This window comes from Sorangium sp. So ce363 (assembly GCF_051520435.1).
GTDB classification, from domain to species: Bacteria; Myxococcota_A; Polyangia; order Polyangiales; family Polyangiaceae; genus Sorangium; species Sorangium cellulosum_B.
Window position 1 is genome coordinate 9,468,461 of sequence record NZ_CP150333.1, and the last position, 18,463, is coordinate 9,486,923.

Genomic DNA, 18,463 nt, shown 5'->3' on the forward strand with positions numbered 1-18,463 from the left:
AAAGCGCGAAGCGAACGCCTGGGTGCGGGGCGAAGCCCCGACGGAACCTGCGCGCGCCTGTTAGCGACGCGACAGCATGGGCGGAGCATCGCTGTTCTCCGCAACGGCTGCGGTGGTTCAGGGCGACGCGCGCGCTGACATGCCTCTCGCGATCGGATACTGCTCGAAGCCATGTCGCGCCGCCGTTCTGCCGTCATTATCGCCGCTGTCTCCGCCATCATGCTCCCTGCCGTCCCGCTCGCGTGCGGGGGCGATCGCGAGCTCGACGCGGGCCAGGGGAAGGGCACGAGCGGCGCCGGGACGGCAGGCGCCAGTGCTGCTGGCGGCGAGACGGCTGGCGTAGGCGGCGCAGGCGGCGAGGCCGCAGGCGCTGGCGGGGCTGGCGGCGGTGCGCAGTACGTGAACGTGCTCTGTCCGACCTCGTTCACGTTCAACGCGCCTCCCGGGGCCACGGATGTCCGCGTCCCCGGCGAGTGGAACGGCTTCGATCTCGGCGCTGCCCCGCAGCTGCAGGGCGGTACGCAGGGCCGGCTCGTGGCCACCGTCGACCTGCCGCCGGGGCTTCACGGCTACAAGATCGCCTATCGGTCCGGCGGCGAGGTCTCGTGGGTGCTCGACCCGGCGGAGGGGCGCCGCAAGTACGTCGACGGGGTCGAGAACTCGGCCGTCAAGGTCCCTGACTGCCGCCTCCCGTCGTTCTCGGTCGCGTCCAGCCAGGCGACGCGGCCTGCCGCCGGACAGGGCGCCTTCGAGGCCCGGCTCGTCTACCGGGACGGCATCGAGGGCGCGGGCCCGGAGGCGGCCTCGTTCGAGGCGGTTCTACAGGGCCAGGGCGGCGAGGCGCGCCCGCTCACGGATCAGGAGCTCTCGGTCGACGCGCGCGGCGACGTGCGGATCCAGCTGGGAGGCCTCGGCGACGGCAAATACCGCGTCACCCTCCGCGGGGCGACCCGGAGCGGCCGCGCCGGTGAGCCGCTCCGGCTGGTGTTCTGGGTCGAGGCCGAGCCGTTCTCCTGGGAGGACGCGCTCATCTACATGGTCGTCACCGATCGTTACCGCGACGGCGATCCGGCCTTGAACCCGCCCGCCACGCCGGGCGCCGATCCGCGGGGCGACTGGGCCGGCGGCGATCTCGAGGGGCTGCGGCAGGCGATCGAGGACGGCACGCTCGACGCGCTGGGCGTGCGGGCCATCTGGCTCACGCCGTTCCAGGAGAACCCCGCCGGCGCCTACCTGGCGAGCGATGGAGTCCACCAGGTCACCGGATATCACGGTTACTGGCCCATCAAGGCGCGCGAGGTGGATCCGCGGATCGGCGGCGCCGGGGCGCTCCGCGCCGTGGTGGCCGAGGCGCACCGCCACGGGATCCGCGTCCTCCAGGACTTCGTGGTGAACCACGTCCACGAAGATCACGAGTACGTCTCGTCTCACCCGGATTGGTTCAGGACGGGGTGCGTCTGCGGGACGGACGGGTGCGACTGGACGTCGCACGCGCTCGATTGCATGTTCGCGAGCTATCTCCCCGACGTGGACCACACGGTCCCCGAGGCCAACGCCGCGTTCGTGGCGGACGCGATCCACTGGCTGGACGCGTTCGATCTCGACGGGCTCCGTGTGGACGCCGTGAAGCACGTGGAGGAGATCGCGACGCGCAACCTCGCCGCGGAGGTCCGGGAGGCGTTCGAGCCGGCCGGCACACGTTATTTCCTGATGGGCGAGACGGCGATGGGCTGGAGCGACTGCGCCGACCCGTGCAACGACGAGAACTACGGGACGATCGCGAGGTACATCGGACCTCAGGGGCTCGACGGCCAGCTCGATTTCGTCCTCTATCACGGGGTCTCTTACCGGACGTTCGGCTGGGGCGAGGAGGGCATGCTGCACGCCGCGTACTGGGTCGAGCACGGGCAGCGGCGGTGGCCGGAGGGCGCGATCATGACGCCGTACATCGGCAGCCACGACACGGCCCGGTTCGCGACGCTCGCCGACTACCGCGACGAGGCGGGGCCTCGCGGCCGGGAGGTCCCGGGCCGCCAGTGGTCGGACACCGCGGGAGCGCCCGAGTCGCCCGAGGTGTACGCGCGGGCGCGCCTCGCGATGGCGTGGCTCCTGGGCCTCCCGGGCGCGCCGCTGCTCTATTACGGCGACGAGTACGGCGCGTGGGGCGGCGCCGACCCGAACAACCGCGGCATGTGGCGTCCGGAGGAGGATCTCACGGCGGACGAGCTGGAGACGCTCGATTTCGTGCGCGCGCTCGGGACCGCGCGCCGGGACATCCCCGCGCTCCGCCGCGGCGCCTACGTGAACCTCACCGCCACGGAGGACACGCTGGTCTTCGGCCGCCGGCACGGCCTGGGGGAGTCCGCCGTGGTGGCGCTGACGCGCGCGGGGACCGAGCAGCGCATCTCGGTCGAGGTCGCCCAGGCGCTCGGCCTCCCACCCGGCACCGAGCTCAGGGACGCGCTCGGCGGCGCGAGCGAGGTCGTCTCCGCGACCGGCGTGCTCTCGATGAGCGTCCCGCCGGGCGGGGCGGTGATCTTCGCGCCGTGATCGCTGGCAGGCCGGCGGGGGCGGGCTCCGGCGGCGAGCGCAGGCCCAGCGGAGGCGGCGAAGCGGCTGGAGGAGCGCGGAAGGACGCGGCGACTCGCGCGCTGTCCGATTGAGCTCCGCAGCCGCCCCGGGTATGTCGGAGCGGTACGACATGCAGCCACCCAACGCGAGCCAGTTGCCCGAGGAGCTCCGCGCGCCGCCCCCGCGCCCCTGGGCGACCTTGCGGCATGTCCGGCATCAGCTGGCCGGCGTGGGGTACTCGCTGCTCTTCTGGGCGGGGCTGCTCGGGGTCGGCGCCTTCTACCGGCACATCGATTTCGTCGCGATGCTCCTCACGGTCTCGTTCGGCGTCATGCCGTTCGTGCTCCTGTATCAGGTGCTGGGTAGCTACACCGCCTGCCGCCTGGCGCTCCGCGGCGCGCCGTCGGCGGCGCACATCTACGAGGGGGCCGTCGTGACGAGGTACGGGACGGTGAACATCTGGCACGTCGTCGTCGCCGGCCAGCACGTGCGGATTCGCGCGAACGCGCCGCTCGACAGGAGCGTGGTGGTCCTCGTGACGCCCGAGACGCGGGGCGGCAAGCGCCGAGTCGGGGTCTATCATCCCCGGCTCGGGATCTGCACATCGCTCGTGTGAGCCGCGCTCGCGGCGCTGTTGTTGCGGACTTGACCGCGTGAGACATTCGCCAGCATGCGAGCTGGGTCGGGTCTTCGCGTGCTGGTCATGGCCGTCCTGGTGCTGGCCGTTGTGGGATGGATGGGCGCGCTCGGGTGCGCGGCGGGGCACGACGGCGCGGCGGCGGCGGCGCTCGTACAGCGCCGGTTCCCGGCGCAGGCCGCCGAGGTGCTGGGCAGCGGCGCTCCCGGCGCGCCTGTGGCGACCGGCGGCGGCTTCGCGCTGGGCGCGCCTGGCCTGGCGGGGCGCGGGCCGCGGCTCCAGGCCGAGCTGCCGCGCGACGGCGGCGGCTGGATGCGGCTCTCGGGCGCGGGCGGCTTCGAGGTGCGGGTGCGCGAGGCCGGCGCGTCCGGCCCGGGGGCGGTCGTCGACGGCGCGGTGATCTACGGCCGCGCGGGCGGCGCGTCGTTCTGGCGGGCGGTCGCCGGGGGCATCGAGGAATGGCTCACCGTGGCGCCGGGCGCCGTGCCGGCGGGTGAGCCCGCGGCCATCTGGGAGGTGGACGGCGCGGCGCTGCGGCAGCGCGGCGAGGCCGTCGAGGTGGTGGACGCGGCGGGGACGCCGCGGCTGCGCGTCACCGCGCCGCGAGCGTTCGCGGAAGGCGGGCGGCCGATCGCGGCGCGCCTCGAGGCGCGCGGGGCGGAGATCGCGCTGCTTGTCGAGGCGTCGGGGGAGCTCCTGCTCGTGGATCCGCTGTGGCGCGCCGTCGGGGCGATGGCCACGAGGCGCGACGCCGGGCATACGGCCACGCTGCTGGGCGGCGACGACGGGCGGGTCCTGGTCGTGGGCGGCTGGGGTGGCGAAAGCTATCTCGCGAGCGCGGAGCTGTACAACCAGGCGGACGACAGCTGGGCGCCAGCGCAGCCGATGAGCGCGCCGCGCCAAGATCACGCCGCCTTGCTGATGGACAGCGGGCAGATCCTCGTCGTGGGCGGCTCCGATGGATCGAGAGCGGTGGCGAGCACGGAGCTGTACGACCCGGCGGAGGACCGCTGGACGCCAGCGCGGCCGATGAACGTCGCGCGCCAGGGCCCCACGGCGACGCGGCTGGACGGCGGGCGGATCCTCGTCGTGGGCGGCTGGAACGACGGCAAGTTCCTCGAGAGCGCGGAGCTGTTCGACCCGCGCGAGGGCATCTGGACCGCGACGGCGCCGATGAGCACCGGGCGATACGGGCACACCGCGACGCTGCTGGCCGACGGGCGGGTCCTGGTCGCCGGCGGCTTCGGGGGGGAGGGCGAGATCGCGACCGTGGAGGTGTACGATCCGTCGACGAACGCCTGGACCCCGGCGCGATCGATGAACGCCGCGCGCCGAGGGCACACGGCCACGCTGCTCGACGGCGGGCAGGTCCTGGTCACGGGCGGGATGACGAACGACGACGAAAGCACGTCCATCGTGAGCGCGGAGCTGTTCGACCCGGTGGAGGGCATCTGGACCGCGACGGCGCCGATGAGCTTCAGGCGCTTTGACCACACGGCGACGCTGCTGGACGACGGGCGGGTCCTGGTCACGGGCGGATTGACGCATCCCGGCGCGTTCCTCGCGAGTGCGGAGATGTTTGACCCGGTGGATGGCGGCTGGTCGAACGCGCCCGCGATGGCCGTCGGCCGCGGCTCTCATACGGCGACGCTGCTCCCGCGCGGCGGCGTGCTCGTGACGGGCGGCAATGAAGGCGTCGAGACGAACGCCGAGGTCTACGACCCGCCAGGCACGAGCCCGTGGTCGGAGACCGCGCCGATGCGCGACGCGCGCTACGCGCACACGGCGACGCTGCTGGACGATGGGCGAGTCGTGGTCGCGGGCGGCTGGGCCGAATTCATCGACCCCAGGACCACGGAGATCTACGACCCGGCCGACGGCACCTGGACCGCGGCCAAGGAGATGCGCGACGCGCGCTATAGCCATACCGCGACGCTGCTGGACGACGGGCGGGTCCTGGTCGCGGGTGGCTACGGGAGCAACGAGGAGCGCGCGCTCGCGACCGTGGAGATCTTCGACCCCATGACGAGCAGCTGGACAGCGGCAGCGCCGATGATCGCCGCGCGCCAGGCCCACACGGCCACGCTGCTGGACGACGGCCGGGTCCTGGTCACAGGCGGCCTCGGGGCCGACTACGTCAACCTCGCGAGCGCGGAGATCTACGACCCGGCGGAAGGCACCTGGACCGCAGCGGTGGCGATGCTCGCCGCGCGCCAGGGGCACACGGCCACGCTGCTGGGCGACGGGCGGGTCCTGGTCACAGGCGGCTACGATCCCCGCGGTGACGCCCCGAGCGCAGAGATCTGGAGCCCCGGCGAGCGCGGCTGGACAGCGGCAGCACCGATGATCGCCGCGCGCCGGGCGCACACGGCGACGCTGCTGGACGATGGGCGGGTCCTGGTCGTGGGCGGCTCCCCGGACGTGGAGGGAATCAGCGGGCTCGCGAGCGCGGAGCTGTACGACCCGGCGACGGATCGCTGGACGATGCGAGCGCCCATGAGCACCGCGCGCCAGAACCACACGGCGACGCGGCTCCTGGCCGGGCGGGTCCTGGTCGCGGGCAATGCCCCTGTCAATGGCCATCGCAGCGCGAGCGCGGAAGTGTACGACCTGGCCACGGACAGCTGGTCTCCGGCAGGGACGATGTACATCGAGCGATCTCAACACGCGGCGACCCTGCTGCGCCATGGCAAGGTCCTGGTCACCGGCGGCGTGAACCTCGGCATCTACATCTCCAGCGCCGAGCTCAATATCGCCAGCGCCGAGATCTACACCCCTGCCTTCCCCGGCGCTCCCTGCGAGACCGATGCGGACTGCGCCGGCGTTTCCTGCGTCGACGGCGTCTGCTGCGACGTCCCTTGCGCGGGCGCGTGCATGGCGTGCTCCGCCGCGAAGAAGGGCGCCGGCCCCGACGGCGCATGCGGCCCCATCCAGGCCGGCGCCGATCCGGACGACGACTGCGCCGCGGAGCCTGCCTCCTCCTGCGGCACCACCGGCCTCTGCGACGGCCGCGGCGGCTGCCAGCTGCGGGCGCAGGGCGCCCCCTGCGGCGCGGCCTCGTGCAAGGACGCCTCCGAGCTCGTCGAGGCCCCGCTCTGCGACGGCCTCGGGGCCTGCGCCGAGGGCGACACGCGCTCTTGCGCCGAGTACCGCTGCGTCGCGGGCGCCTGTCTCACGGGCTGCACCTTTGACACCCAGTGCGCCGACTCGGCCTACTGCGCGGCGACCGGCGGCGACTGCCTGCCGAAGAAGCCCGTCGGCGCCGCGTGCTCGCTCCCCAAGGAGTGCCTCAGCGGGCAGTGCAGGGCCGGAGCCTGCGCGCTCGACACCGACGAGGACGGCATCGCCGACAGCGAGGACAACTGCCCTGCGGTCCCGAACACGCTCCAGGCCAACACCGATGGTAGCCTGTCGGCGGGCGACCTCCTCGGCGACGCCTGCGATGATGACGACGACGCCGACGGCGTCGCCGATACGGCGGACAACTGCCCCCTCGTCGCGAACCCCGACCAGGCCGACGTCAACGGCGATGGGGTCGGCGACGCCTGCGATTGCGACAACCCGCGCAAGCCCGACGGCAGGCCCTGCGACGACGGCAACGCCTGCACGCAGACCGATACCTGCCAGAACGGCGCCTGCGTCGGCGGCGATCCCTTCGTGTGCCCGCAGCCCGACACGTCCACCTGCCGGCGCGCCGTCTGCGCACCGGCCACCGGCGCCTGCGACAGGCGCTACAAGCTCGACGGAGCGCCCTGTCCAGGCGGCGAGTGCATCGCCGGGGGCTGCCTGCTCGCGGAGGCCGCCAGCGGCTCCGGAGGCGGCGCGGGTGGCGAGGGCCAGGGTGGAGGGGAGCAGGGCGGCGGGGGCCAGGGCGGCGGGGACCAGGGCGGCGGGGGCCAGGGCGGCGACGCCGCCGCGAATGGCTCCGGCGGGTCCGGCGGGTCCGGCGGCGACGCCGGTGGCGCGGCTCCGGCGCCTGCACCGGAGGGGAGCGCCCCGCCGCGCGCGCACGGCAACGGCTGCGCTCTGGCGCGTGGCGCTGGCCCTGACGCGGGTGGCTCGTCCGTGCCCTGGCTCCTCCTCGCCGCGCTGCTCGCCGCGCGGTCCAGGGGTTTCCGCAAGGCAGGCTGATTTACCGCCGTTCGCCGAGTTCTCGCTGGTCGTGCCCTTCCGACAGGCTCCCGGGCGGTTCGGTCATGCCTCGCTCACGCGCAACCAGGGACGAACTTGGGCGACGAATTGGCGGCGGCGAACCGTCGCGAGCCGGAGCTTTTGCGGCAGCTTTGGGGGAATGTGACGGCCGATCGCAACCCCTCGGAAGCGATGGACCCAACGCGGGCCCAACGAATAGGCGTTTGCGGGACTGCCCCTGAGCTTGCCGTGGTCGCGACGGCCGACCCGTCGCCTCGGGCCGCCGCGGTCGCACGAGCGCCCGCGCTGGCCGGGCCCGACTCGCCGATTCTGCGCGCCTACTCGCCGACCCCGGCGGAATAGAGGCCAGCCGTCGTACCGGGGACGTCCGTCGTGAAGGCGAGGCGGCGGCCGCCGTGGCTGCTGAAGTAGGTCAGGTTCGCCCCCGGCGCGATGAGCCGAGGCTTCAGGTGCTTGCGCGACAGGTCGACGACCTTCAGGTCGGCCGTCGACCTCGCGAAGTCTTCCGCGTCGAAGTGGGTGTTGTCGTTGAACGACACGAGGCCGCGAACGGCCGGCAGGTAGCTCCAGCCCCCGTCGTCGCTGAACTGCCGCACGCCGCCCTCGGCCGAGGCGAAGAGGGGGGCGGTGCCGGCCGTCAGGTCGACGATGCGGGCGAACAGAAAGTGCTTCGAGTCGGCGCTGAAGGGCGGGCCGCCGAGCACGTTCCGCGCCTGCGGGTCGACCGACAGGGGCGGGGTACCGCCGCGGGCGTCGGCGAGCGCCACGTCGGAGAGGCCGGTCGCCGGGTCGCGCTGGGTGAAGAAGGGCACCTTGCTGCCGTCCGGCGACGCCCACGCGTCGGTGATGACCTTCGACCCGGCCAGGACGGTGAGAATGCCCCCGACCTCGTCGGCGATGGTCTCGGTCGACGGACAGTCGCCCGGCGTGGCGCGGCGCAGCTCGAGGCCGGCCTCCGTTTGCGCGGTGTACACGACGAAGCTGCCTTTGGTGAAGAAGCCTATCCTCGAGCGCACCTCGTCGAGCGCGCTCACCTCGCCGTCGTCGGAGACGACGACGGGATGCCCCGAGCCCGCCAGCGTCGTGAAGAACGACCCGCCGTCGGCGTCGGCGCTGAAGAAGGGGGGCGTCGCGACGCCGCTGAACAGGTCGACCCTCTCGCCCCGCTCCCAGCTCGACAAGGTGGCAGAGCTCGTGGCGCCCTCGCAGTGCAGCGCGACCGGGTGCGAGCGGCCGTGGCGGCCCACGAACGCGGCGAAGGGCCGACAATACCCCAGGGGGAAGCCCATCGGCACGGCGCCGAGCAGCGTCGTGCGCTCGCTCATGTCGGTCGAGGCGAGCTCGACGTCGCCGACGCTGCCGTCGGCGTTGCCATGGGTGGGGAAGAGCACCGAGCGGCCGTCGGCGCTCGCCGAGGTCGCGAAGGTCCCGATGGGCGAGGCGGCGGACGCCTCGTGCGGGCCGGATGCCGCGCTCCACACGACGAGCGGGCTGACCCCGAAGCCGGGCAAGGTCCGGTCGGGGTTGGTCCAGCAGAACGCGACCTTGCCGACGGTGTAGACGAACGCCGTGTTCCCGAAGGGCACCTGGGCGACTCGCTGCCTCGTCGCGCCCGGCTTGAGCGCGGTCGCGTACACGTGCTCTCCCTCCTGGTAGAGGGCGTGATTGTCGCTGGTGACGCCGAGCAAGACCAGGCGCGCGCCCGGCTGCACCAGCCATTTCGTGGACGTCGTGAGCGATGCCTGGCTCTCCGATTCCCCCTCCGCGGGGGGCGGGTTCGGCGCCTCGGTCTGGGCGCAGCCGAGCAATGCCGCGCCGAATGTCACGCTGGCGAAGAAAGCTTTGACCATGTTCGGGTCTCCTATTCGGTCAGACCCTAGCCCACGCAGGCACCCTACGTTGGGGCCAGATCGTCGATGTCGAGTAGTCCAGTCGCCCGCGCGCCGCGGGGAGCGAGGCGCGCGTCAGGGACGATCACCCGCGGGCCTCGACCGGGCCTTCGGCAAGGTCTGCGCGAGCCGCCGCGCCGCGTCCGCGAGCTGGGCCTCGTCGCACGCGGCGAAGCCGAAGCGGGCGAAGTCGAGCGGCCAGCGACCGAGCGCGAAGTGACTCGCGGGCTGGAAGGAGACGCCCGCCGCGTGCGCGCGCCGGGCCCACGCGTCGATGTCGACGCCGGGGGCCCGCGCCCAGAGGGCCATGCCCCCGCTGGGGGGGTCGAACTCGAGCCCGGGCAGGTGGCGCGCGAGCGCCTCGCAGAGCGCGTCGCGGCGGGCGCGGTAGGCGCGCCGGACCCTCTGCGTGTGCCGATCGATCTCGCCGTCTTCGAGCAGCTCGGCGACGGCGCGCTCGATCGCGTGGTCGCCCTGGTGGTCGACGAAGGCCCGGTAGGCCGCGATGCGCTCGGCGACGTCGGGGGTGGAGACGACGAAGCCGAGCCGCAGCCCCGGCGCCAAGATCTTCGACAGGGTGCCCAGGTAGACGACCACCCCGTGGCGGTCGGCGGACGAGAGGGGCAGCACCGGCCGCCCCTCGTAGCGGAACTCGTGGTCGTAATCGTCTTCGAGCACGAGCAGGCGCCGGCGCCGCGCCAGCTCGAGCAGGCGCACGCGCCTCGGCGCGGTCAAGGTGACGGTCGTGGGTAGCTGGTGGTGGGGCGTCGTGTAGACCGCCTTGACCCGCCTGGCCGCGCAGAGGGCCTCGAGCGCGGCGACGTCGAGCCCCTCGCCGTCGAGCGGCACGGGCACGAGCTCCACGCCCGAGAGCTCGAGCGCGCCGCGGGCGGCGGGGTGGCTGTACGCCTCGATCGCCACGCAGTCGCCCGGCTCGAGCAGCGCGCGCGCCGCGAGGTAGAGGCCCTGTTGGCTGCCGCGCACGATGTTGACCGACTCGACGCTCGCCCGCACGCCCCTCGCCCGGGTCAGCGACTCGACGACCGCCCGGCGCAGGCGCGGCTCGCCCCGGGGGTCGCCGTAGTCCATCAGCGCGCGCGCCCCGGCGCCGAGCAGCGCGCGGCGGTAGGCGCGGCACAGCTCCAGCCTCGGCACGAAGCCGAGCTCGGGCACCCCGCCGAGCAGGAGCAGGCCGGCGCGCGGGGTCGAGGACGGGGCCGGCAAGGGGCGTCCGGGCAGGTCGAACCCGGCCCGGTCGGCGAGGGCTCGTCGGCGGAAGGGGGGCAGCTTGGCGGGCAGGTCGCTCGATACGTAGGTGCCGGAGGCGGGCGCGCTCGTTATCCAACCTTGGCGCGCGAGCTCGAGGAACGCGGCGATCACGGTCTTGCGGTGCACGCCGAGCTGGATGGCGAGCTTGCGGCTGGAGGGCAGCCGCTCGCCGGGGCGCAGGCGGCCCCGTTCGATGTCTTCGACGATGGCCCGCGCGATCTGCAGAAAGAGCGGCCCCTGACCCGCCGCGCCGAGCTGAAGAACGAGTTCTCGGGTCACCGCCACGCCGCCCGTGCCTGCGTCGGAGGGGCGGGGCGCCCTGGCGCCCGCCCCCGAGCTCTCGATGCCCCGCCGCCCGGAATCTGTCAACCGAGGCGCGCCGCGCGCGAGATCCGCGACGCGCGTGTCGATGGGCCGACGCGCGCCGGTGGCCAGCCTCGGCAGGCCGGCCGCGTCCGGGGAGGCAGTTGTCGAAGTGAGCCATGTTGCATTCGTGACGCTTCGTCTGGCATCTCGTCACGCTTTCGCGAGCTGCCCGGTCTTCAGGTCATGACCATGCGATTGTTCGTGCTCGGCGCGACCGGCAGCACCGGAACGCAGATCGTGGATCTCGCCCTGGCGCGAGGTCACCAGGTGACGGCGTTCGTCCGCTCGCCCCGGAAGATTGCCCGCCGGGACAAAGCGCTCACCGTCATCGAGGGCGACCCGCTGCGTGTCGAAAAGCTCGCTCCCGCGCTTCGGGGACACGACGCCGTTCTCTCGGCGCTCGGCCCGAGTGGGCGCGAGGCGTTCCGGCGGAGCACCCTGCTCGCCGAGTGCGCGGCCACCACGGTCGCGGCGATGAAGACGGCCGGCGTGGGGCGGCTCGGCAGCGTCTCCGCGGCGCTGCTGTTCCCCGAAAAAGCGCTGCGGTTCGTCGTCTTTCGCTGGCTGCTCCAGCACCACATCCGCGACCTCGTCGCGATGGAGGCCGTGGTTCGGGCGACCAACTTCGACTGGACGATCGCCAGACCACCGCGGTTGATCAAGACGTCGGCGGAGACGTACCGGAGCGAGCGCGATGCGCTCCCCGCAGGCGCCTGGGAAATGTCCTTCCGTGCGGTAGCCACGTTCCTGCTCGATTGTGTGGAGCAAGGCACTCACTCGCGGGAGATCGTCGGGCTCGCCGGCGCGGCGCGATGACGCGTGAGCCTGCACGTGCGACAATCTCGCTCCCTCCGATGGTGTTCGTTTTGCTCGTGGAGGCCAGACCCTTCCAATGACTGCTCCTTCTTCAGCGCGCCGCGTGGCTGCCTTCGAGTCGTGCCGGCAGGACCTCATCGCTCTGGCGTATCGCATGCTCGGTGATCTCGGGCGGGCCGAGGACATGGTGCAAGAGGCGTGGCTGCGCTGGGAAAGTCACGCGGGGGACGCGGACTCCCCGAAAGCGTATCTGGTGACGATCGTCACGCGCCTTTGCCTCAACGAGCTCGACTCCGCCAGGGCGCGCCGCGAGGAGAGCCGCGCCGATCGCCTGCCGGAGCCGGTGGATCTCGACGAAGGGGGGATGCCCAGCCTCGAGAAGCTCGAGCAAGTCTCGATGGCGTTCCTCGTCGTGCTCCAGCGGTTGACGCCCGCGGAGCGAGCGGTCCTCCTGCTCCACGACGTCTTCGACTTCGACCACCGGGAGATCGCCGAGCTCGTCGGCAACAACGCGCCTGCGTGTCGCAAGCTGCTCGAGCGCGCGCGCCAGCACCTCGCCGTCGAGCGGCGCATGCTCGTAGCACGAGCGGACGACCATCACCGCCTGCTCCAGGCCTTCCTGAGCGCCACCCTGGCGGGCGACATTCGCGTGCTCGTGAATCTCCTCGCCGACGACGCGATCATGATCACCGACGGGGGGCCCCGAGGCCGCGTGGTCGAGCGCCAGCGCAACCTCCCTCAGCCGCTGCACGGCGCCGCGCGCATTGCCGCGTTCATCGTCGCGGCCACGGCGCGCAATGCCGGCCAGCTCCAGATCGAAGAGCACGAGCTCAACGGGCAACCCGCGATCGTGTTCTGGACCGGCGACCGACCGTTCGCGGCGCTGCTCCTCGCGGTGGCCGACGGGAAGATCCAGCGCGTGTTCTTCCACGCCGACCTCGATCGGCTCCGCTACCTCGGGCGGCGGTCGGCCACGTCGAGCCCTCGCCCGCCTGGGTGACCAGCTGCCGAGTCAGCCGACGGATCCGCCGGGTGCTCTCCAGGAAGCGCGCCGATGTCGGCGCTCATTTTTTTAAAGAGATGATGGCCATGAAGAAAGACAGATACATTTACTGGGCGACGACGGGGCTCATCGCAGCTCTCATGCTGTGGAGCTCGTACAACTTTGCTTTCAACGAAGAGCAGAGAGACGCTTTCCGGCACCTCGGCCTCCCGGACTGGTTCAGGGTGGAGCTGACCGTCGCAAAGGGGCTGGGCGCGCTGGCCCTCTTGATCCCTGTGGTACCGAGCAAGGTCAAAGATTTTGCCTACTTCGGCTTCGGCCTCACCTTCGTCTCCGCGGATATCGCCCATCTCTCCAGCGGCGACAGTCGCTGGCTCATCCTGCCGCACTGGACGTTCTTCGGTATCCTTGTCGTTTCCTACCTTTATCATCACAAGCTGGAGCGCACGCGGGCGGGCGGCGGAGCTGCTCCTCGGAGTGTGCTGGGTTGAACGTCGAAGAAGCGTGACGACGGCACGTGCCGGTACGCTCACGCGCAACCGTCCTGCATCGCCGCGGGCGGCACCGGCGCGCTCTCCTCCGTGCTCCCGACGCGCTCGCCCAGGGAGAAGGGCGTGCTTGTCTTCGACAAGAAGGTTGCTGCGAGAGCGCTGCTCGCACTGCTCCCGCCGGGCTGACATCCCACGATGTGCACGTGCGCTGGCAGCCTCAATGGCAGGCACGCTTGAGCCCGCTGTACGTGACGTCTTGCTGGCAGAGGATATTGCAGCTCCCGAACGGGCCTGGCTCGCCGCACCCGACGTCGAGCAGGTACACGTTCGACGCGTTCGGGCAGAGCCCGCCAGACTCGCAATGGACCGCGGAGATCTGCGGCTCGTCATGGCCGCTGCAGTCGTAATCGAAGCTGCCTCCGGGGCGGATGGGCGTGTCATGGAACGTATTGGGCTGGTCGGGGTGGACCTCTGCCTGGCCGTCGTCGCAATCGGTGCCGCCCTCGCAGGCGGTCGACAGATACCCGTCGCCATCCGCGTCGCAGTCGAGGATCCCGCCGCCGCTGCCGCCCGAGCCCGAGGTCACCTCGCCGCCGCCGCCCGAGCTGGACGTCGCCCCGCCGCTGCCGCCGCCCGAGCGCGACATCGCCTCGCCGCCGCCTGACGAGGTCGCGCCCTTGTCGCCGCCCGCCGCGTCCGACGACGTGGTGGCGCCCGCACCTCCGCCGCCAGAGCTCGTCTGGCCGGTGAAGACGGCGTCGGGGAAGCTGCACCCCACGCTCAGCCCGGCCGTCGCGGCGGGCAGAGCGACGAGCGCGAGACGGCGAAGACACCAGGGCATCCCTTCATGAGATGGCACGGTCCCCTCGCGCGTCAACCGTCCGCTGAGATATGCAGCGCTGCGGTCCGGCGATGCCGCTCAGGCATCGTGTGGAAGTGTCGCAGGGGCTCTGACCGGGCGATCTCGAGGCGTAAGCTCTTCCCAGACGCTCGGTCCACGCAGGATGATGTCCGCTTGCCGAGGCCCCCTCTGCGACGGGCTCGGGGTCTGCATCGAGGGCGACACGCCCCGCCGGGGAGGATGCGTGCAACTGCGCGCCTGGGCGCGTACTCTCGGTGCATGACACGTCCGCACCTGCTCCCGCTCACCGTGGTGTCGATCGCTGCGCTCGCAGCCTGTGACCGCTCCGAGTCCGCGAGCGCGCCTGCGTCCGCGGGCGCGACCGCCGCGGCCGCGCCGGCCGCGCCTGCCCCGAGCGGCGCGTCCGCCGCGGCGCCGGCGGCGAGCTGCCCGGCAGGCAAGTGGGAATACGACTATGCCGATATGTTCCTCGAGACGCTGGCGCGCAGCTCGTCGGGCGCGCGCGTCGTCAGCGAGCGCGGGAAGTACATCTGCACGTTCAACGGCAACGAGCGTGGCAGCTACGTTTGCGAGACGAGCGAGGGCGGCGTCGAGAACGTGTTCGAGGCGCCCACGGCGGGGATGGCCCTGAGGATCACGCTCAAGATGAACGGCCGCTCGAGCGCGGAATACGAGCCCGCGGGCCCTGGCCGCTGGAAGACGACGCGCGCCGACATGAGCGGACTGCGCGTCGAGACCAAGGCCACGCTCGGCGGCCGCGACATGCCCGTGCCCGCGACCAACGCCTTTTCTGGCATGGACCGCCCCGGAACCCTCTTCGAGTACCGCTGTGAAGGCGACGTGTTCAAGCTCAAGCCCATCGTCGAGGGCATGGCGACCGACTTCATCACGATGAAGCGGGTGCCTTGAGCGCTTGACTGTTCGGGTTACGCCTGGATTTGCCGGCCGCGCCCCGGCTCCGGCAGGGGCCCCGGAGCCGCGCTCGCCTTCGCTTCAGATCGCCGACTTCACGAGGCGCAGCCGCTTCTCGGCCTGTCCCCGCTCGCCGAGCCGCAGCTCCGAGGCGGCGGGCGCGCGGCGCCGCACCGGCTGGTGCAGCCTGGCGCTCGCCAGGATGGCCTCGCACAGGTCGCCGAACTCGTAGCCTGCGGCCTCCGCGATCTTCGGCAGGAGGCTTGTCTGGGTCATGCCCGGCAGCGTGTTCACCTCGAGCACGTACTCGTTCTCTCCGCCGGTCACGAGCAGATCCACCCGCACCGCGCCCGTGCACCCGAGCGCCTGGGCCGCCCGCTCCGCCAGGTTCAGGACGCCGCGGTAGCGGGTCGGCGGGAGGCGCGCCGGCATGTGGTACTCGGTCATGCCCGGCGTGTACTTGGCCTCGTAGTCATAGAGCCCCTTCTTCGGGACGATCTCGATCGCACCAAGGACCTTCCCGTCCAGGATCCCCACGTTGACCTCGGTCCCCGCCACGAACCGCTCCACGATGGCGGCGTCGTCGAACTCGAACGCCAGCGCGAGCGCCGACTTCAGCTCCTCGAGCGATCCGACCTTGGTCACGCCGAGGCTCGACCCCTCGCCGCGCGGCTTGACGATGACGGGGAACCCGAACGAGCCATGGACGGCATCGAGCTCCTCGAGGTCCTGATTCGCGCCCACAGTGTAGTAGGGAGGCGTCGGCACGTTGTGCAGCCGGAACATCTCCTTGGCCTTCAGCTTGTCCATCGCGAGGGCGCTCGCGAGCACGCTCGACCCCGTGTACGGAACCTGGGCGAGCTCCAGGACACCTTGCACACACCCGTCCTCACCGAGACGTCCGTGCAGTGCCAGGAACGCTGCGTCGAGCCGCGCGCGCTGCAGCGTCGCGCAGAGCTCCGCGCCGAACCTGTCCCCGAGTGTGATCCGCACGACATCGTACCCGCGGGCCTCGAGCGCCTCGGCGACGGCCGCTCCCGAGCGCAGGGACACGTCGCGCTCACCCGACGAGCCGCCCATCACGACGCCCACCCGCTTCCGGACTTGCCGTTCCACCATCGAAGAACCTCCGTCGCCTTCCCGTGCGGACACCAACACCACGTCAGCTCCTTCCAGTACAGTCCAGCTGCCGGAGAGGTGCTGCGCAAAAACCAAGCCAGCTGCTCCCAAGGCCAAAATCCTCGGCCTTGTCAGCGGAGGGCGCTATTCCTGAGCTGTGGTTGAGGAAAACCGCGCCCGCCCGCCGTGTTCACCTGCCCACGGCGTGCCGACCGCCAACCCGGTATCAAGGCCCGCGGCGGAGGTCAACTAAACGGAGCGATCGCGCCGTCGAGGGAGACGGGCGCAGCTGGGGCCATCTCGCGGCGTATTCGGGAGTCTGCGGCCACGGCGGGGCAGCTCCGCGCGCCCTCCCGTGCGGGGCGGTGCAGGCGCGTCGGGCGCTTCGCACCTCGCGAATCGATGGCGCGCAGCACCCGAGATCCGGCACACGAGATCCTCTGAAAGGCGATCGCGCTCTCGCCTGCTCGCGGCGCCGGCGGCGGCCGAGCGAGGCACTCGCCTGCAGATGACATGATAATTCTTCGCCCCTCCCCGCAAGTGGTTGCAAGCGGGAGTGACCATCATTCCGGCGCGGGAGAGCGCTTTTCTGCTCCGCGGCCTTACACCCTTTGGTAGGCTCTCTCGGCCCATGCGGAGAACACTTGGCGCCCATGGGCCAGGTTCGATCCTGCGGAGTTCCCCGGCTCGGTTGCGGAGGACACCCTGCAGCGGCCTCGTCAAAAGACCCGTCGAGCGTGAGCTCTCGAGGTGCCAGGGTAGGGTTGCCCGCGTGCTCGTTTCCGACCTTGTCGCCACCTCCGAGCGTGTCGCCGCGCTCTCTCGCCGTGTCGAGAAGATCGGCGCGCTCGCCGCGCTCCTGCGCCGCCTCTCGCCCGCGGAGGTGCAGATCGGCGTCGACTGGCTCACCGGTCGGCTGCGCCAGGGACGGCTCGGCCTCGGGCCTTCGGTGTTCGCAGAGGCCCGCCGGGCCTCTCCTTCCGTCGCCCAGCCTGCGCTCACCCTGGGGGACGCCGACGCGGTTTTCACGGAGATCGCGCGCGCCTCGGGGCCGGCGGCCGGGGGGGAGCGCCGCGCGGCGCTGGCGGGGCTGTTCGCGCGCGCCACCGATCTCGAGCGGGACTTCTTCGCGCGGCTCCTCGCCGGCGAGCTCCGCCAGGAGAGGCTCGAGCCGGTCATGATCGACGCGGTGGCGCGCGCTGCGCGGGTGCCGCCGGCCTCGCTGCGGCGCGCGGTGATGCTGGCCGGCGACGCGGCGGACGTGGCCAAGGCCGCGCTCCTCGAGGGGGCGCTCGGCCTCCAGCGCTTCTCGCTGCAGCTCCTTCGCCCCGTGCAGCCGATGCTGGCGCAGTCGGCCGATGACGTCGCGACGGCGCTGAGCGAGCTCCGCGCGATGGCGCTGGAGTGGAAGCTCGACGGCGTGCGCGTGCAGGCGCACAAAGCCGGCGACGAGGTGCGCGTCTTCAGCCGCGGCCTCGGCCCGGTCACGAAGGCGGTCCCCGAGATTGTCGAGATCGTCCGGGCGCTCCCGGTCCGCTCGGTCGTGCTCGACGGCGAGGCGCTCGCCTTTCGCCCGGACGGCGCGCCGCACCCGTTCCAGGTCACGATGCGCCGCTTCGGCCGCGCGCACGACGCGGCCGCGCTGCGCGCCGAGCTGCCGCTGCGCGCCCTGTTCTTCGACGTGCTGCACCTCGACGGCGAGGATCTGCTCGACCGGCCCGGCAGCGAGCGCACCGCCGCGCTCCGGCAGGTGCTCGACCGGTCGCTGCGGGTCCCGCGCATCGAGCTGCCGACGGCGGCCGAGGCCGAGGCGTTCTTCGCCGACGCGCTCGCCCGCGGCCATGAGGGCGTGATCGCCAAGTCGCTCGCCGCGCCCTACGAGGCGGGGCGGCGCCGCGGCTCATGGCTCAAGGTGAAGCGGGCGCGCACCCTCGACCTGGTGGTGCTCGCGGCCGACTGGGGAACCGGCCGGCGCCGGGGGCTGCTCAGCAACCTGCACCTCGGGGCGCGCGATCCCGCGGCCGGGGGCTTCGTCCTGCTCGGCAAGACGTTCAAGGGCATGACGGACGAGGTGCTCGCGTGGCAGACGCAGCGGCTGCTGGAGCTCGAGATCGGCCGCGACGCAGACACGGTGTACGTGCGGCCGGTGGTCGTCGTCGAGGTCGCCTTTGACGGCGTGCAGGCGAGTCCGCGGTACCCCGGGGGGATCGCGCTGCGGTCTGCGCGGGTGAGGAGATACCGGCCTGACAAGGGTGCGGGGGAGGCCAGCACGATCGATGATGTGCCGGCGATCCAGGCGGGAGCGCTCGCGGGCGAGGCGGCCGAGCGGAGGGAGCAGGGAGGAGAGGAGGCGGAGGGGGACGGCTGACGCTCGGG

General features: G+C 72.2%; 12 protein-coding genes. 8 read left to right on the top strand and 4 right to left on the bottom strand.

Features of this window, described 5'->3' with window-relative positions; genetic code table 11:
• The first annotated feature begins 219 nt into the window (after positions 1-219).
• The 3 genes from WMF12_RS35585 to WMF12_RS35595 all read left to right on the top strand — a co-directional run bounded on the left by WMF12_RS35585 (position 220) and on the right by WMF12_RS35595 (position 7,339).
• A complete protein-coding gene (locus tag WMF12_RS35585) occupies positions 220-2,550 on the top strand; it encodes an alpha-amylase family glycosyl hydrolase (RefSeq protein ID WP_437852432.1) in 2,331 nt (776 codons plus the stop codon).
• 151 nt (positions 2,551-2,701) lie between these two features.
• Complete coding sequence (locus tag WMF12_RS35590; RefSeq protein WP_437852433.1) at positions 2,702-3,187, top strand: hypothetical protein; 486 nt, start codon at positions 2,702-2,704, stop codon at positions 3,185-3,187.
• Positions 3,188-3,241: 54 nt separating this feature from the next.
• Positions 3,242-7,339 carry a Kelch repeat-containing protein gene (locus tag WMF12_RS35595; protein ID WP_437852434.1) on the top strand — a complete coding sequence of 1,366 codons (4,098 nt, stop codon included), beginning with the start codon at positions 3,242-3,244 and terminating at the stop codon, positions 7,337-7,339.
• 338 nt (positions 7,340-7,677) lie between these two features.
• Here WMF12_RS35595 and WMF12_RS35600 read toward each other — a convergent pair whose 3' ends face one another.
• Both WMF12_RS35600 and WMF12_RS35605 read right to left on the bottom strand, forming a co-directional pair.
• Entirely contained in the window at positions 7,678-9,210 is a 1,533-nt protein-coding gene (locus tag WMF12_RS35600; protein ID WP_437852435.1) for a hypothetical protein, read from the bottom strand.
• Positions 9,211-9,324: 114 nt separating this feature from the next.
• Positions 9,325-10,803, bottom strand: a complete 1,479-nt coding sequence (locus WMF12_RS35605; RefSeq protein WP_437873926.1) for a PLP-dependent aminotransferase family protein — start codon at positions 10,801-10,803, stop codon at positions 9,325-9,327.
• A gap of 270 nt (positions 10,804-11,073) precedes the next feature.
• Here WMF12_RS35605 and WMF12_RS35610 point away from each other — a divergent pair, with 270 nt between their 5' ends.
• From WMF12_RS35610 to WMF12_RS35620, 3 genes are all read left to right on the top strand, one after another.
• Positions 11,074-11,700, top strand: coding sequence for an NAD(P)-dependent oxidoreductase (locus tag WMF12_RS35610; RefSeq protein ID WP_437873927.1), 627 nt, complete (start codon positions 11,074-11,076; stop codon positions 11,698-11,700).
• A 76-nt stretch (positions 11,701-11,776) separates the two neighbouring features.
• Positions 11,777-12,700, top strand: coding sequence for a sigma-70 family RNA polymerase sigma factor (locus tag WMF12_RS35615; RefSeq protein ID WP_272104521.1), 924 nt, complete (start codon positions 11,777-11,779; stop codon positions 12,698-12,700).
• A 32-nt stretch (positions 12,701-12,732) separates the two neighbouring features.
• A complete protein-coding gene (locus WMF12_RS35620) occupies positions 12,733-13,194 on the top strand; it encodes a DoxX family protein (protein ID WP_437852436.1) in 462 nt (153 codons plus the stop codon).
• Between the two features lie 217 nt (positions 13,195-13,411).
• On the opposite strand, the gene WMF12_RS35625 is transcribed toward WMF12_RS35620, so the two are convergent.
• On the bottom strand, positions 13,412-14,035 hold the full coding sequence (locus tag WMF12_RS35625; RefSeq protein WP_437852437.1) for a hypothetical protein: 624 nt from the start codon (positions 14,033-14,035) through the stop codon (positions 13,412-13,414).
• A 279-nt stretch (positions 14,036-14,314) separates the two neighbouring features.
• Here WMF12_RS35625 and WMF12_RS35630 point away from each other — a divergent pair, with 279 nt between their 5' ends.
• Positions 14,315-14,965, top strand: coding sequence for a hypothetical protein (locus WMF12_RS35630; RefSeq protein ID WP_437852438.1), 651 nt, complete (start codon positions 14,315-14,317; stop codon positions 14,963-14,965).
• An 84-nt stretch (positions 14,966-15,049) separates the two neighbouring features.
• Here WMF12_RS35630 and WMF12_RS35635 read toward each other — a convergent pair whose 3' ends face one another.
• Positions 15,050-16,087, bottom strand: coding sequence for a D-alanine--D-alanine ligase (locus WMF12_RS35635; protein WP_437852439.1), 1,038 nt, complete (start codon positions 16,085-16,087; stop codon positions 15,050-15,052).
• A 772-nt stretch (positions 16,088-16,859) separates the two neighbouring features.
• Here WMF12_RS35635 and WMF12_RS35640 point away from each other — a divergent pair.
• The gene (locus WMF12_RS35640) at positions 16,860-18,455 is read left to right on the top strand and encodes an ATP-dependent DNA ligase (protein ID WP_437852440.1); all 1,596 of its coding nucleotides are present in this window, start codon (positions 16,860-16,862) and stop codon (positions 18,453-18,455) included.
• Positions 18,456-18,463: the final 8 nt, after the last annotated feature.

Excerpts from the sequence above, each read along its gene's own strand:
- WMF12_RS35585 (WP_437852432.1), top strand. The coding sequence starts at position 220 with ATGCTCCCTGCCGTCCCGCTCGCGTGCGGGGGCGATCGCGAGCTCGAC.
- WMF12_RS35590 (WP_437852433.1), top strand. The coding sequence starts at position 2,702 with ATGCAGCCACCCAACGCGAGCCAGTTGCCCGAGGAGCTCCGCGCGCCG.
- WMF12_RS35595 (WP_437852434.1), top strand. The coding sequence starts at position 3,242 with ATGCGAGCTGGGTCGGGTCTTCGCGTGCTGGTCATGGCCGTCCTGGTG.
- WMF12_RS35600 (WP_437852435.1), bottom strand. The coding sequence starts at position 9,210 with ATGGTCAAAGCTTTCTTCGCCAGCGTGACATTCGGCGCGGCATTGCTC.
- WMF12_RS35610 (WP_437873927.1), top strand. The coding sequence starts at position 11,074 with ATGCGATTGTTCGTGCTCGGCGCGACCGGCAGCACCGGAACGCAGATC.
- WMF12_RS35615 (WP_272104521.1), top strand. The coding sequence starts at position 11,777 with ATGACTGCTCCTTCTTCAGCGCGCCGCGTGGCTGCCTTCGAGTCGTGC.
- WMF12_RS35625 (WP_437852437.1), bottom strand. The coding sequence starts at position 14,035 with ATGCCCTGGTGTCTTCGCCGTCTCGCGCTCGTCGCTCTGCCCGCCGCG.
- WMF12_RS35630 (WP_437852438.1), top strand. The coding sequence starts at position 14,315 with ATGACACGTCCGCACCTGCTCCCGCTCACCGTGGTGTCGATCGCTGCG.
- WMF12_RS35635 (WP_437852439.1), bottom strand. The coding sequence starts at position 16,087 with ATGGTGGAACGGCAAGTCCGGAAGCGGGTGGGCGTCGTGATGGGCGGC.